A 13,841-nucleotide genomic window follows, 5' to 3' on the forward strand; every position below is an offset into this window, starting at 1 on the left:
CTGGCGTCAGCCAACCCGGGACAAGGGAACAGGGTCACGTCCCCTTGTTCTTCTCATCCCACAGCATCGGCTCCCACAGCTCGACCTTGTTGCCGTCCGGATCCATGATCCAGGCGAACTTGCCGTTCTCGTGCGACTCCGGGCCGCCGACAATGTCCACGCCGGCCTCGCGCAGTTGCGCCAGCAGCTCGTCGAGGTTGTCGACCCGGTAGTTGATCATGAAAGACGACTCGCTGGGACTGAACCACTGGCTGTCCCGCTGGGCGAGATGCCACACCGTCAGTCCCCCGTCCCCGGCCTTGTCGTCCGGCCAGCGCAGGATCGCGCCACCCCAGGGCTCCAACGGCATGCCCAGGTGTTTTTCGTACCAGGCGGCCAATGCGGCGCTGTCGCCCCTGCACTTCAGGAAGACGCCGCCAATTCCGGTAATCCTCGCCATCTTCGCCCCCGATTGATCGCGCTCCTGATCGAGCCCGCCTCGGCCAGGGAAGTCCAGGCATGCTCGGGCGGCGGACGTCGCGAGTCAATGGCGGATTCTCCATTGGCCGGTCGTTCTCCATCCCCCGGAATGCCTGCCCGGGTTCAAGGCGAACACCACGCCGAAGGCGCCCCTGAAGCCGACTGACGAGGAGCGGATACTCCTCTCCGCCGGCCGGTATCTGCCCGATCGGCAAACGGGAGTCGCAACCAGGTCACAGAACCGCATATCCGTCGAAAGGCTTGCGGGCGTAAGCTTCTCCGCCTCACCGCCCAAAAGGAGCAGACGGATGAAGAGATGGATGCTGACGAGCGCGCTTGCCCTGTCCCTTGGCCTCGCCGGCAAAGCGGCGGCGGCGATTCCGGGCTTCAACGCGACCTGCCCCGGTTCAATCGAGGTCCATGCCGACGAGGGAGGACCGGTCTACATCAATGGCCGGGAAACCCAGCTCAAGCGCTTCAACGACAACTACTTCGAGGCCCGGGATGCGCAGAGCGGGGTCACGCTTTCCATCAGCAATTCGCCGGATGGGAGCACGCAGCTTTCGTATACCGGCAAGGGCGGCGCGAACGGTGTCTGCTCGATCGGCAATACCGCTCCCGTGGCCAGTGCCGGCGCCGACACGGGAAACCGGGCGGAAACCCGTTCCGATGGTGCGGCCGAAGTCACCTGCGAATCCGTGGATCAGCGGCAATCCGAATGCCCGATGGATACGCACGGCGATGTGCGCCTGATACGCCAACTGAGCAAGGCGCGCTGCGAACAGGGCGAGACCTGGGGCCTCTACCACCACTCGGTCTGGGTGAAGGACGGCTGCCGGGCGGTTTTCAGGAATGTCTCGGGAAGCCGATACAGCGCGCCGGCGTCCGGTGGCCGGCCGGGGATCGATACGACCCTGCTGGGTGCGTGCAACGTACGTGCGCAGGCGGACGGCGCGCTGGTCACCCGGGTGCCGGTCAACGACAGCGTCACCGAGTTGATCGTCGACTATCCGGATGGCCGCTACCTGTGCATGGTGCGCAATGACGGACTGGTCGAGTCGCTGACGAGGCTGCGCAAGAAATAGACGTTCGGAACATCCGGCGCGTCACTCATCCGGTGCCGGCGCAGGGGCCCCTATCCCTGCGCCCCCAATCCCGCCATGGATGGCCCCGCGTGGGCGCGCCGCCTGTTCCAGACCTGCAGGGACCGCCGATTACCGGCCTTTCCCGTCTTTCTCCTGAAGTACGCGGCGCACCTCGTCATTGAGCTCGGCCAGCCGGCCGCGGACGCGGCGATCCTTGGCGAGCAACCCCATGACCTTGCCGATGTCACGCGGAGACTGCGCCCCCACCTCATCGATCGCGCGCTCGGCCAGTTGCCCAAGTTGGGCGGACGTCAGCGGCAGTGGGAGCACCGTGTCCAGGGACAGCTCGACATCCGCATGTCCGGGCAACCCGCTGCTGCTGAACTCCAGCAACCCTTCTATCCTCAATGGGATCGCATCGTTGGCGACAGAACCAAATGACAGGCGCCTGGTGAGGAAGAAAACATGCCTGTTCAGAAGATAGAGACTGCCATCGATGCAACCCGGCTCGGGATTGAGGGGAAAATCGAACACCTTCCCCGCCAACGCGGACAGATCACCCAGATCGAGATCAATCTGATCGCAACGGAGTGAGGTATCGTGCACCTCCGAATCGAACTCGAACGGCGCCAGGCGGATGGAAATGGAAGCCAGCCCGAATGGTCCACCGTGGACAGCGTACGAAGCCTCCGTCGCGACGATCGTCTTGCCGGGAAAGTCCGTCATCCAGAAACCCATCACCCGCTTTGCGCCACACGGCAACGGGATCGTGGCCGAGCCCAGAAGCGATGGCAAGGTCACGCGCTCCCTGGCACATGCCGCGCTCGCCAGGCCGGCTTGCGGGATTCTGACTACGCCCCCGATCTGCCTGTAGCCTCGCGGTCGCGTTCGTATCGGTGCATGTCGGGAAACGCAGGCAGCCAGGCCTCGCGACGGACGGTCCAGCATTCGTACGTCGGCACGAGCTGATCCGGCGCATCCAGGCCGCCGAGGTGCACCTCGAGCTCGTCCCCACTCCGCGCGAAGACGGAGGATCCACAGCGGGGGCAGAAGTGCCGCCCGGCGTAGTCGCGGGTTTCACCCTCGATGACCACGGCCTCGCGGGGGAAAATCGCGGCGGCATAGAACAGGGCGCCATGATGTTTCCGGCAGTCGAGGCAATGGCAGATGCCCACGCGATACGGATGCCCCGTCGCCACCAGCCTGACGTCGCCGCACAGGCAACCGGCAGTGAGTCGAACCATGCCGCACCTCCTTGAATCTCGGCGGTCGTGTCCTTGTACAGCAGCGACCGCACGGATGCTATGTTTGCCCGGTCCCGCCCGCCAGGAACGACGCCATGTCCGCGGTAGCAAGACTCGCTCTCCTGCTGTGTCTCTCCCAGTGGGCGCCTTGTGCAATCGCCACACCACCGGTCTCCGAAACAGGCGAACTGCAGGGTGCGCCCTGGCGCATCGATGTTCCGGATCACTGGAACGGCGAACTGGTCATGCTGGCGCACGGATTCGAACCGGTCGGCACTCCGCGTCCCTCCGCATGGCCGGCCAATGAAGCCACGCCTGCATTGCTCGGTGCCGGCTACGCGGTCGCGCAGAGCGGTTATCGCAGCCAGGGTTGGGCGGTCGCCGATGCGGTCGCGGATACCGAACACCTGCGCCAGCATTTCATCGCCCGCCATCCGGACACGAAGCGCACCTGGATCCTCGGCTTCTCGATGGGCGGCGCGGTGGCGATTGCGAGCCTGGAACGGCACCCCGCCCATTACACCGGCGGTGTCTCGCTGTGTGGCGCCAACCTGCCGGGCGAAGCGCTGGCCGGCGAACTGCTGACCACGCTGGTGGCCTTCGACTACTTCTTCCCGAAGGTGGAAGGGCTGCCCGCGGACGGCCTGGCCTCGCCGACGGCGGCGGGTCTTCCCCAGATGCAGCTGTATCAAGGCATCGCGACAGCGCTGCAGGCGCAGCCGGACAAGCGGCAACGACTCGCCACCCGACTGGAAGTAACACCGGACGAACTCGCGGGCGTCATCAGCCTGCACGCACTGGTGTTCCATGACATGGCCAAGCGACATGGCGGCATGCTGGTCGGCAATCAGGACACGGTGTACGCCGGTTTCGGCGACGACGCCGCTTTCAATGCGGGCGTGAAACGCCATCCGGCGGATCCGGCGGCCCACGCGAAGGCCGTTGACGAGTTGACGTTGAGCGGCGCACTGAAGCGACCGTTGGTGATTCAGTTCAACCGGCGCGATCCGACCATCGTGCCGCACATGCAGGGCGTGTATCCGCAACTGGCAAGCCGGGCGGGTGCGATACCGCCGCCCGTGGTGTTGCCGCCAGCCGGTGAAGGACACTGCGGTTTTTCCGACAAGCAGACCGTCGCCGCCCTGAAAGCACTCGCCGGGAAAGCCGATGCCGCGCCGGCCCGGTAATCCGTGGCGGGTGGCCCGCGTCGTTCCCGGCCCGAGCTTCCCGTGATCATTTCCCGCAAGGCCGCCCTTTCGCTTGGCGCCGCCGCCGTGGCCGCCATCCTCGCGCAACAGGCGTTCAACAGTGTTTCCTGCTACGACCACTCGTTCCTCGACTATCTGGGTGCCGTGGGGATCTTTCTCCTCGTCCCGCTGCTGCCTGCCCTGATCTCCCTGCTGACCGCCAATCCGCTCCGTGCGGTGGGCGCCTGCCTGCTGCTGTCGCCCTGGTTGTGGCTCGCCTACTACACGGACTGCGTCGCGCCCTACTCGGGTGGCGGAGCATCCCTGATCTACGTGGCCGTACTGTTGTGGGGTACGCCATGCGCGTTGTTGGGCGCGCTGATCACCGGGCCCGCACTGCGGCTCGTGGGTGTGGAGGTCGCACCCCGCCGGGGCTCCGACGACGAACGGTGACCTCGGGCGCCGTGCCCACGCGTTTTCCCCAGCGACGGAAGCGATAGCCGTCGTTCCCGTGCGTACCGGCCGGCCCGTCCCGCCGCGATGCGCACGGCCCGCGCACATCCCGCCACATGGAGCGTGTCATGCCCCTGATCACCCGCATCGAACTCCAACTGGAAACCGGCGAAGAGAGCGACGCCGGCACCGATGGAGACGTCTATCTCGGCCTGTGCGGCCGCGAGTTCTACATCGACTCCTCGAAGGATGATTTCGAGAAAGGCACGTCGCGAACCTACATCTTCGGCGACAAGAACAGTGACCGGAACGTGAAGCATCCGGATCTCAACGATCCCACCACGCACGCCCTGCGGACCGAGAATCTGGAGAAATTTCCGATCTACATCCGCTTCCATCCCCTCGGGAGCAACCCGCGGGCCGACCGCTGGCAACTGGAGCGCGCGGACATCTATCTCAACGGCTCGGACGAGTACGAATGGAGCACGTTCGGCATCGTCCGGGGGCTGGGCATCTGGCTGGGTACGCACGCCGGCCTGGTGGTTCACCTGGCCAAGCACATCGACCCGATACCGCCCACGCCACCGGTAAAGGGCGAACGGGGGTCCTGACTCCACCCGATTGACCACGCATCCAGGACGCGCCGATAGCGTGCCCGCAGGGCGGGAGCGCTTCGCCGCCGTTCGGGTGGCAAGGTTGGCCCACCCAGGTCCGGAAGCGGGTATCCGCTTCCGGACGACGCGAGTCGGAAAATGCGCCGGCTTCGGCATCATCCAGGCCCCATGCTACCGGCTGGACGGCCACTTCGCCGCCGGCACGCTGGCGCCGTTGCTCGAACGGTGTCCGACGCTGCCCAGCCCGGTCAACATCGTCTACGCGCGCACCCGCCTGCCGTCGCCACGGTTGCGGGCGTTCATCGATTCGGCGAGCGAAGCGTTCGAGGCGGCCTGATTCCGCATCGGTCGGCCGGTCCGATGCGGTCGGAGCCTCCCTGACGAAACGGGTATCTGTCCCGCTTCCGTTTCCTCTTGACACAATTTGATAGTTAGCTAATTATCGCAACATGAGCCAGGTATTCAGAGCCCTTTCCGATCCCACCCGCCGCCGGGTCCTGCAACTCCTGCGCCAGGGACCGTTGAGCGCGGGCGAGCTCAGCGACCAGTTCGATGTCTCCAAGCCCACCATGTCGGCGCATTTCGCCGTGCTGAAGGAAGCCGATCTGGTCCACGCGGAAAAAGCCGGCAAGTCCGTGATCTATCACCTGAAGCTCTCGGTGCTCGAAGAAGCGCTGCTGGGTTTCGTCCATTCGTTCGGCGTCGGCACCGGATCGCCGAAGACCAGGAAGGAGACGGCACGATGAACAGAGAATTGATTTCGGATCTCGCGTGGGGCGTCGGCATCGTGCTGCTCGCGCTCGGCGCCACCCTCGCGCGCAAGCTCGGATACATCGATGGCGAGACCGTCACCCGGCTGGTGATGGGCGCCATCGGCCTGATGGTCGCCTGGTTCGGCAATCGCATGCCCAAGCGCTTCGTTCCGGAAGCCTGGGCACGCCGGGCCACGCGGGTCGGTGGCTGGTCCCTGGCCCTGAGTGGTCTCGTCCACGCCGGGCTCTGGGCGTTCGCCCCGACCCAGGTCGCGGTGGCGGGCGGTTCGCTTGCCGTCCTGCTGGGGATAGCCGTGACCATCGGTTATTGCCTGTCCCTGCGTGGCAAGACGAAGGTGTCCTAGTCCGATACGGCAGAATCCGGAATTCAACCCTCAAGGAGTCAGGGCGCATGTCGGACACCGCCATCAACCTGCGGGACAAACTGGCCCGGTTCTCGGACCACTGGTCTCCCCGCGTCATCGCCGAGATGAACGACTACCAGTTCAAGCTGGCCAAGGTCCAGGGCGAGTTCGTCTGGCACGCCCATGCGGACACGGACGAGGTGTTCATCGTCCTGGACGGCGAACTGACGCTGGAGTTCCGGGACAAGACCGTGCCGCTCGCCGCCGGGGAGATGTACGTCGTTCCCAAGGGCATCGAACACCGGCCCGTGGCCGCGCGGGAATGCTGCATCATGCTGGTGGAGCCGCGCGGCGTGGTCAACACGGGGGATGCGGGAGGCGCGTATACCGCACGGAATGATGTGTGGGTGTAGTGAAGCCCGTGCGTCATTCGGACCGACGCCGCTTCGCCTCGCGACTGCCGGTTCGGTGTCTCCATCACTGCGGGTGGGTTGGCGACATTGGGGAGCAGGCTCGATGAAGGAAAGCACGAGGACATTGATCAGCCACGCCTGTGCCCTGGGATTCCTGGTGATCTGCCTGAGCATTCTGGCTCCCATCGCGGGAGACTTCGTTGCGATCCTGGGTCCACCGGAAATCGCGGTCTACTTGAAGCCCTTGGGCACGACCATGGGACTCGCCGTGTCCCTGCTGATGGTCCTCGGTGGCATTCACCTCCCCCTGGCGATGCTCAGGTCCAGGAAGAAAGCAGCCGCCGGGATCGTCAGGGCACCCGATTCGGTGATCATCCTGCTGATCACCGTGATCGCGATATCGGCCTGGACGTTCATGATCTGTGCCGCGTGGGCCTTGAAGCTGATCGCCCGCTAGCTTGCCGGGTCTTGGAATGACACCCGGGAATCTCCCTCAGGCCCACGCCGGTTGTCCCGGCTCAAGCGGCACGCAGCCGTCATAACGACCGGGCACCGGGATGTAGCGCAAGGCCCGGGTGAGACCGACTTCGGAGTTGAAGTAGGTCTGCAGCGCGAGCGCGCGCACGCTGTTGAACCAGTGCTTGTCACCGGCATTCCGCGCCGCGCCATCCAGCTCCGTGAGCAGGTGTTCGCGCTCGGCCACGGGCAGCGAGGCGAAGCCGCCGCCGCGTTCGCGGCAGGCGGTGCGGAGTTCCTGCAGGCCCGTGGCGACGCGCTGCTGCGTTTCCGGGCTTTCGCAATCGGCCAGCATCAGCACCATCATCGCGCCGACGCCGGCGGCCTTGGCGCCGGGAGACGCCGGGGTTGTCGGCAGCAGGATGTCCGCGATGTCTTCCAGCAACGCCTGGTCGTCCCGCGCGGCGGCCGGCGTCGCGACGGCGGCCCCGGCGCTACCCGGCATGCCCGCACCCAATAATCCGGTCGCGGCCAGCGCACTGCCGGCCAGCGCCGTCTTCAGCGCCTCGCGGCGGGTGATTTTCCGGTTCGCACCGCTCACAGGTTCTGCCTCCCCAGTTCTTCGACGGCGCGGTTCACCGCGCGCGCGGTCAGCGCCATGTACAGCAGCGACGGCGACTGGTTGCCGGTGGAGGTCATGCAGGCGCCGTCGGTGACGAAGACATTCGGGCACGCGTGCAGCTGATTCCACTCGTTGAGCATCGAGGTGGCCGGATCGCGCCCCATCCGGCAGCCCCCCATCTCGTGGATGTCGCGTCCGGGATACCACTGGGTGTCCGCGGTCCCGATGTCGCGGCAACCGGCGACTTCCATCATTTCCTTCGCCTGCTCGCGCCAGTCGCGGACCATCCGCTCGTCATTCTCGTCGTAGTCCACCGACGTCACCAGCTGCGGAATTCCCCAGGAATCCTTGAGCGTGTCATGCAGGCGGACGTGGTTGCTCTCTTTGGGAATGGTCTCGCCCTGCATGTACATGTAGACCTTCCATTGACCCGGCCGGGCCTGCGCGTCCTTGTAGACGCCCCCCATGCGCGCCGACGAGGGCGCGCCGCGTTCGCGGAAGGCGCCGGTGAAGGTGGTGTAGCCGCCGACGAAATCCATCTCGTGCCGCTTGAGGTTGCGGAAGTTGGGGATGATGCATTCCGAGGGTCGGCGTCCGTAGTAGTAGTCGTCCTCGAAACCGTCGATAAGACCGCCGCCATTGGCGCGGTAGCTCTGGAAGGCCACGTACTTTCCGAGCAGCCCGTTGTCGTTGCCCAGCCCGTGCGGAAAGCGCGACGAGATCGAGTTCAGCAGGATCAACACGGAGTTCAGCGCGGACGCGTTCACGAACACGATGCGCGCGCGGTATTCGGTGATCTCCCCGGTATGCGCATCGACCACCCGCACACCCGCCGCGCGGCCCTTGCGCTCGTCGTGGATGATCGAGTGCACAACGGCGTCCGGCCGAATGGTCAGGTTGCCCGTCTTCGCCGCCCACGGCAGCGTGGACGAGTTGGAGCTGAAGTAGGCGCCGTAGGGACAACCGCGCCAGCACATGTTGCGCGACATGCACGGACCGCGCCCCTGATCCAGATGGATCTGCTCGGGTTTGGTGAGATGCGCCCAGCGCCCCTGCACCACGTAGCGATCGCCGTAGTGTTTGCGGATGCGCTCGCTGTAGGCCTTCTCGACGCAGTTGAAATCGAAGGGCGGCTGGAATTCGCCATCGGGCATCGAATCCAGTCCATCCAGGTTGCCGGACACGCCGATGAATTTTTCCACATGCGAATACCACGGCGCGATGTCGTCATAGCCGATCGGCCAGCCGATGCCGTAGCCGTCGCGTTCCGGTGCCTCGAAGTCGTAGCGGCTCCAGCGCTGGCAGGCACGCCCCCACATGATCGATTTGCCGCCGACCTGGTACCCGCGAATCCAGTCGAACGGCTTCTCCTGCACGTAGGGGTGATCGGCGTCCCTGGTGAAGAAATGCAGCACGTCCTCGGCGGCGATACGGGAAGCCACCGGATTCTCTTCCCGGTACTTGCGCGTCAGCGCCCCGCCGTGCGGCAGTTCCCACGGCGACAGCCAGGCGGTCGGATAATCCTTGATGTGATCGACGTTGCGGCCACGTTCCAGCACCAGTGTCTTCAGGCCCTTCTCGCACAGTTCCTTGGCGGCCCAGCCGCCGGAAATCCCGGAGCCGATGACGATGGCGTCGTAGGTATTGTCGTCGGCCATGCTCACAACACCGGGGTCAGGGTGATATCGCGGAACTCGACGGGGCCATGGTCGCCCTGCAGCATCAGCGGACCCGGTGCGCCTTCGTCACTGTCCAGCGCGCCGCCGGTGATGCCGGGAATCTCGCGGTCGCAGATGACGGTCCTGCCGTTGACCACGACGGTGACCTTGCGCCCGACCAGGGTGATGTCCAGGGACTGCCACTCGCCCGGCTTTCCGGAGGCGTCCTCGCTGGGCGCCAGGAAACCGTAAATAGCGCCGAGGCTGTCGCTGGCCGGTTCGCCGAAGGTATCGGCGATCTGCACTTCATGGCGACCGCGCAGGTACACGCCGCTGTTGCTGCCCTTGGGGAAACGCAATTCCACGTGCAGCCTGAAATCGGTGAAGCGCCGTTCGCTGACCAGATTGGCGCCGGCTTTCGCATTGCGCAGCACGCCACCGTCCATGGACCATTGAGAAGATTCCCCGAGCGCACGCCAGCCCTCCAGGCCCTTGCCATCGAGCAGCCGGATCGGCTTCCCCCACTGAGGAAGTTCGGCTCGATGCAACGACGGCGCGCGCACCGCGCTCCATTCCTGGCGTTTGCCATCCGGCAACTGCATCGTCCCGGACAGCTTGCCGTCCTTCAGGCGACCCTCGAACGACAGATCGCCGTTGCCGCCTTCCCACTGCGGTGGAATGGCGAAACGCATTTCGCCACCGCCCGTTTCCACCCGCGAGATTGGCCGCGCATTGCCCGCCACGCCGACGAACTGCCCGACCAACGCGTTCGCGCCGGAGCGGCGGATTTCCAGCCAGGAAGGCACGTCGCCGGTGGGCGTATGCACGGTGATATCCCAGCGTCCGGCCAGTTCGTCGGTGGGGTTCTGCGAAGCCGTCGCGGAGACGGCGGGCAGGCTCGCGAGCAGACCAAGCGCGAGCAGTGCTGGCAGGGTTCGGCGTGGAGACATGGCGTTCCCGTTTGCTGGCAGAGGCGACCGACTTTAAATGACAGCGCTGGACAACGCTACGCCCTGGGCGAGGAATTTCGGCGGATTCCATGCGGGAGAAGGTATGGGATTGGCATCGAGTTCCATTCGCGACGCCTCGCGGTAAGTGTTCTTCTTTTTGTGCGGTGCGAGAAACCCGGGACTTCGTCGAATCCGCGCCCTGTTCAGATAAGGTCGGTCCGCCGCTCATGTCACGGCTTTGCGGGGAAGAGGCAACCCCATACTCGATTGAGCGCTTTGCCGCGCTGCGCTTCGGGCATCATTGCGATGTCCATTCCCTGCCGACGCAGGTTGCGGGATTTTGTTGGCGGAATCTTTCCGGAGTGACGGAAGGCAGCGGAGCAAGCTCAGCATTGCGCGGACCGGATTTCCTGGCAGCCACCCACGCCTGGACACGCGGCATCGTTTTTCCCTGACAAGATGAGGACACCATGACGATGTACCTGATCTCCTTCCCCAGCGCGGCGATGGTCGTGCCCGACGAAGAAATGCAAGCGGTGGGCCGCGACGCGAACGCGGTGATCGATGAGGCCAAGGCGGCCGGTGTCTACCTCTTTGCCGGCGGCATCGAGGAAAGCGTGCCCGCCGTGCTCGTCTCGGCCAATGGCAACGTCGCCGAAGGTGGCTATTCCTGGGCGCCCCCGCTCACCGGCGGCTTCACGGTGCTGGAGCTGTCCTCCCGCGAAGACGCCATTGCATGGGCCGCACGCATCGCGAAAGCCTGCCGCTGCGATCAGGAATTGCGGGTCGTCGTTTAGTCTGTGGTGCTTTAGTCTGTGGTGCTGAAGCGATTGAAGAACTGCATGGCACCCGGTAGACAAGGTAGATGAGATGTCTGATTCAGAGCGGGATCTGGAAAAACGACTGATGGCCGCGGCCGTCCATGAGTTGCGGGTACTTCTTGCGTCCTGTATTGGCGGTGACGAACCGCCCTCCATCCGTGCCCCGGCCGAGTTTGCGTATGCCCTTCACAATCAGGCCCTTGCGATCCTGGAAGGAAAACCTGTCGATGTCCCGGCAGCCCTCAGGTCGTTGGAGCGTTTGACGCCTCTCCTGGGTGAGAAGTATCTGAGTCATTTCCATCGCACCGTGTTCGCAGATCCGGACACACGGCAAGCACACACGGAATGATGTATCGACCGGCGAGCGTTGCTCGTTCACGCATCTATCTGAGCGAGCCCCCAGGCTACGCCTGAGGCTGCCCGGACATCACGTCTTCAATCCACTCGCGGTAGTGGCTCACGCGGACATTGCAACTGATCTGGCCATAGCGCCCCGGTCGTGCCGTCATGACGTGGCCGTGGACGAATTTCCAGGACGCCAATCCGGCCAACGCCCGTTGACCATCGTTCTGGATCAGCACCGGGCCGCCGCTGTCCCCGTTGCCCAGGACGCCCTCCAGGGGAAGCGCCGCCGGGGGTTCGTCGAATACATAGCAGAGCCAGCGATCATGCGCACTGGTGATCGTGTTGAAGGCGCGGCGCAGTTCCGTCCGATTGGGGCCCGCCGGATCGTGCCCGAGGGCTCCGTTCCCCGTCGCGCCCTTCCCCACGATTTCGGCGATCTGGCCAAATTCCTTGCCGTCCTTGTAGAGAGCAACGGGAGCGACGTCCGCGACAGGTTGTTTCAACCTGACCAGGGCGACGTCGTCGGAGGTGGCAAGAACCACCACGATCAGCATCGCATCTCCCGTGGCCTTGGCCTGCTCGATCAGCTCGTGCGGCAGCGTCTTGTAGCCGGGATGGGTGACGACGCGTTCAACGCTTCTGGATACGCCATTGACAACGATCTGCTCAAGTTTTGAATGCGCGGGAATCGTATGCGCTGCCGTGATGACCCATTGGGGATCAATCAGTACGCCGTGCCCTTCACCTGGCATGTCCACGAGCGCGGGAAACTCGGAGGCCGGAATCCGGTACTTCGCATCATCGACATCGTGCCGGATGACGATGCCGCTGGCTGCCGATGACACCGTGAGGAGCGCTGCGAGCAACAAGGTTCGGGTCATGTGCGAGGCCGGCGTCGGAGGCATTCGGGACGGAGCGGGGAAGATACCCGAATCCATTCCGTCACGCTTGACCCTTCCTGCGAAATAGCCGAAAAGGTCTCCGTGCCCCGACGGAACCGGAAAAGCGCGTGGGATCGCTGCCGTCGAATGACCGACGCGGCGGCTCGCCGGGCGGACGCCGCAGGCCAGGCAAGCACCTGCGGACAGGCCGAAACGGACACGGGGCGTGCACCGGTCTCCGGTCCAATCTTCCGCTCCCACCCACTCGCCCTTCCCACGGATGGTCCGGCGACAACGCAACCTTTCCCGACGCACCGCGCTGGTATAGTGCGGCGAGCATAGGGGCACGGTGCCCGTCCACGAACAGAAGGGAGTTGGTCATGGGTCTTGTACAGGCGGTGGCAGGTGCGGTTGGCGGCGTTCTGGCCGACCAGTGGAAGGATTTCTACACCGTGCCGGAGGGCCTGCCGGCGACGGCCGCGCTGTTCGCGGCGGTTCCGCGCGGGACCAATGCCGGACGGGGTTCGAATACCCGCGGCTCCTCCAACATCATCACCAACGGCTCGAAGATCGTCGTGCCCGAGGGTTACGGACTGCTGCTGTTCCAGGATGGCGCGGTGACCGGCTTCGTCGCCGAGCCGGGCGGCTATGAATGGCGTTCGGATGACGTGAATTCGCAATCGATCTTCGCCGGCGACGGCCTGGTCAGTCCGCTGATCAAGCAGAGCTGGGAGCGCTTCAAGTTCGGCGGCCAGCCGGGTTCGCAGCAGGCCGCGTTCTTCGTGTCGCTGAAGGAACTGCCCGACAACCGCTTCGGCACCCAGTCGGAGATCTACTGGGACGACGGTTTCCTCAATACCCAGGTCGGCGCGGTGACGCGCGGCTCCTACACGCTGAAGATTGTCGACCCGATCCTGTTCGTGAAGAACTTCGTGCCGGCGCGCTACCTGCAGCCGGGCGAAGTGTTCGACTTCACCGACATGGACAACGCCGCCGCCAGCCAGCTGTTCAATGAGGTGGTGGGTTCGCTGGCGCCGGCCTTCAGCCTGTACACGAACGATCCGGCCAAGGGCAACCGCATCACCAAGCTGCAACAGGATTCGCTGGGCTTCGCCCAAAGCCTGTCCAGCGCGGTCGAGCAGGGCTACCAGTGGAGTTCGCAACGCGGGCTGGCGATCGTCAAGACCGCCATCGTGTCGATCGAATACGACGCCAACACCCGTGAACTGCTCAAGACCGTGCAGCGCGCAGACGCGCTGTCCGGCGGACGCGGCAACTCCAATCTCCAGGCCAGCGTGGCCCAGGGCATCCAGTCGGCCGGCGAGAACGGCGGTGCCGCCGGGCTGGTCGGACTGGGCATGGCGACCGGCATGGTCGGCGGCGTCGGCAGCCTGCAGCAGCCGGTGGCCCCGGCCGCGCCCGCGGCCGAAGACCCGGTCGCCCGGTTGAAGAAGGCCAAGGAGATGCTGGATCTCGGCCTCATCACCCAGGCCGACTACGACGCGCTCAAGGCCAAGGCATTGGGTCTGTAATAGA

At 65.0% G+C, this 13,841-nt stretch carries 19 protein-coding genes; 11 read left to right on the forward strand and 8 right to left on the reverse strand.

Annotated features, from left to right (window positions below; genetic code table 11):
* Positions 1–34: 34 nt before the first annotated feature.
* The gene (locus tag AC3DEZ_RS08375; protein ID WP_488387794.1) at positions 35–439 is read right to left on the reverse strand and encodes a VOC family protein; all 405 of its coding nucleotides are present in this window, start codon (positions 437–439) and stop codon (positions 35–37) included.
* A gap of 328 nt (positions 440–767) precedes the next feature.
* Here AC3DEZ_RS08375 and AC3DEZ_RS08380 point away from each other — a divergent pair, with 328 nt between their 5' ends.
* A complete protein-coding gene (locus AC3DEZ_RS08380; protein WP_488387795.1) occupies positions 768–1,544 on the forward strand; it encodes a DUF3011 domain-containing protein in 777 nt (258 codons plus the stop codon).
* A 129-nt stretch (positions 1,545–1,673) separates the two neighbouring features.
* On the opposite strand, the gene AC3DEZ_RS08385 is transcribed toward AC3DEZ_RS08380, so the two are convergent.
* A complete protein-coding gene (locus AC3DEZ_RS08385; RefSeq protein ID WP_488387796.1) occupies positions 1,674–2,339 on the reverse strand; it encodes a GatB/YqeY domain-containing protein in 666 nt (221 codons plus the stop codon).
* 56 nt (positions 2,340–2,395) lie between these two features.
* Positions 2,396–2,788: a GFA family protein gene (locus AC3DEZ_RS08390; protein WP_488387797.1), complete on the reverse strand. Its 393-nt coding sequence runs from the start codon at positions 2,786–2,788 to the stop codon at positions 2,396–2,398.
* A gap of 95 nt (positions 2,789–2,883) precedes the next feature.
* On the opposite strand from AC3DEZ_RS08390, the gene AC3DEZ_RS08395 reads away from it, so the two are divergent.
* From AC3DEZ_RS08395 to AC3DEZ_RS08430, 8 genes are all read left to right on the forward strand, one after another.
* Entirely contained in the window at positions 2,884–3,975 is a 1,092-nt protein-coding gene (locus AC3DEZ_RS08395) for an alpha/beta hydrolase family protein (protein ID WP_488387798.1), read from the forward strand.
* 42 nt (positions 3,976–4,017) lie between these two features.
* Positions 4,018–4,428, forward strand: a complete 411-nt coding sequence (locus AC3DEZ_RS08400; protein ID WP_488387799.1) for a Na+:solute symporter — start codon at positions 4,018–4,020, stop codon at positions 4,426–4,428.
* Positions 4,429–4,556: 128 nt separating this feature from the next.
* On the forward strand, positions 4,557–5,039 hold the full coding sequence (locus AC3DEZ_RS08405; RefSeq protein ID WP_488387800.1) for a hypothetical protein: 483 nt from the start codon (positions 4,557–4,559) through the stop codon (positions 5,037–5,039).
* 85 nt (positions 5,040–5,124) lie between these two features.
* On the forward strand, positions 5,125–5,379 hold the full coding sequence (locus AC3DEZ_RS08410; RefSeq protein ID WP_488387801.1) for a hypothetical protein: 255 nt from the start codon (positions 5,125–5,127) through the stop codon (positions 5,377–5,379).
* Between the two features lie 112 nt (positions 5,380–5,491).
* Complete coding sequence (locus tag AC3DEZ_RS08415) at positions 5,492–5,788, forward strand: autorepressor SdpR family transcription factor (RefSeq protein WP_488387802.1); 297 nt, start codon at positions 5,492–5,494, stop codon at positions 5,786–5,788.
* Complete coding sequence (locus AC3DEZ_RS08420) at positions 5,785–6,159, forward strand: SdpI family protein (RefSeq protein WP_488387803.1); 375 nt, start codon at positions 5,785–5,787, stop codon at positions 6,157–6,159. The genes AC3DEZ_RS08415 and AC3DEZ_RS08420 overlap by 4 nt, the downstream gene beginning before the upstream one ends.
* A gap of 47 nt (positions 6,160–6,206) precedes the next feature.
* The gene (locus tag AC3DEZ_RS08425) at positions 6,207–6,572 is read left to right on the forward strand and encodes a cupin domain-containing protein (RefSeq protein WP_488387804.1); all 366 of its coding nucleotides are present in this window, start codon (positions 6,207–6,209) and stop codon (positions 6,570–6,572) included.
* 103 nt (positions 6,573–6,675) lie between these two features.
* On the forward strand, positions 6,676–7,029 hold the full coding sequence (locus AC3DEZ_RS08430) for a hypothetical protein (protein ID WP_488387805.1): 354 nt from the start codon (positions 6,676–6,678) through the stop codon (positions 7,027–7,029).
* 36 nt (positions 7,030–7,065) lie between these two features.
* Here AC3DEZ_RS08430 and AC3DEZ_RS08435 read toward each other — a convergent pair whose 3' ends face one another.
* The 3 genes from AC3DEZ_RS08435 to AC3DEZ_RS08445 are packed head-to-tail and all read right to left on the reverse strand — an operon-like array spanning position 7,066 to position 10,258.
* Positions 7,066–7,629, reverse strand: coding sequence for a gluconate 2-dehydrogenase subunit 3 family protein (locus AC3DEZ_RS08435; RefSeq protein ID WP_488387806.1), 564 nt, complete (start codon positions 7,627–7,629; stop codon positions 7,066–7,068).
* Positions 7,626–9,308: a GMC oxidoreductase gene (locus tag AC3DEZ_RS08440; RefSeq protein ID WP_488387807.1), complete on the reverse strand. Its 1,683-nt coding sequence runs from the start codon at positions 9,306–9,308 to the stop codon at positions 7,626–7,628. Before AC3DEZ_RS08440 ends, AC3DEZ_RS08435 begins: the two co-directional genes overlap by 4 nt.
* Before the next feature lie 2 nt (positions 9,309–9,310).
* A complete protein-coding gene (locus tag AC3DEZ_RS08445) occupies positions 9,311–10,258 on the reverse strand; it encodes a 3-keto-disaccharide hydrolase (protein WP_488387808.1) in 948 nt (315 codons plus the stop codon).
* A gap of 470 nt (positions 10,259–10,728) precedes the next feature.
* On the opposite strand from AC3DEZ_RS08445, the gene AC3DEZ_RS08450 reads away from it, so the two are divergent.
* Entirely contained in the window at positions 10,729–11,055 is a 327-nt protein-coding gene (locus AC3DEZ_RS08450) for a YciI family protein (protein WP_488387809.1), read from the forward strand.
* Between the two features lie 82 nt (positions 11,056–11,137).
* On the opposite strand, the gene AC3DEZ_RS08455 is transcribed toward AC3DEZ_RS08450, so the two are convergent.
* Positions 11,138–11,458, reverse strand: coding sequence for a hypothetical protein (locus AC3DEZ_RS08455; protein WP_488387810.1), 321 nt, complete (start codon positions 11,456–11,458; stop codon positions 11,138–11,140).
* A 25-nt stretch (positions 11,459–11,483) separates the two neighbouring features.
* On the reverse strand, positions 11,484–12,305 hold the full coding sequence (locus AC3DEZ_RS08460; RefSeq protein WP_488387811.1) for a S1 family peptidase: 822 nt from the start codon (positions 12,303–12,305) through the stop codon (positions 11,484–11,486).
* Between the two features lie 380 nt (positions 12,306–12,685).
* Between AC3DEZ_RS08460 and AC3DEZ_RS08465 the strand changes: the two genes are divergently transcribed.
* Positions 12,686–13,837 (forward strand): SPFH domain-containing protein, encoded by a 1,152-nt coding sequence (locus AC3DEZ_RS08465; protein ID WP_488387812.1) that lies wholly within the window; start codon positions 12,686–12,688, stop codon positions 13,835–13,837.
* Positions 13,838–13,841: the final 4 nt, after the last annotated feature.

Source organism: Pseudoxanthomonas sp. 134C1, from assembly GCF_057773065.1.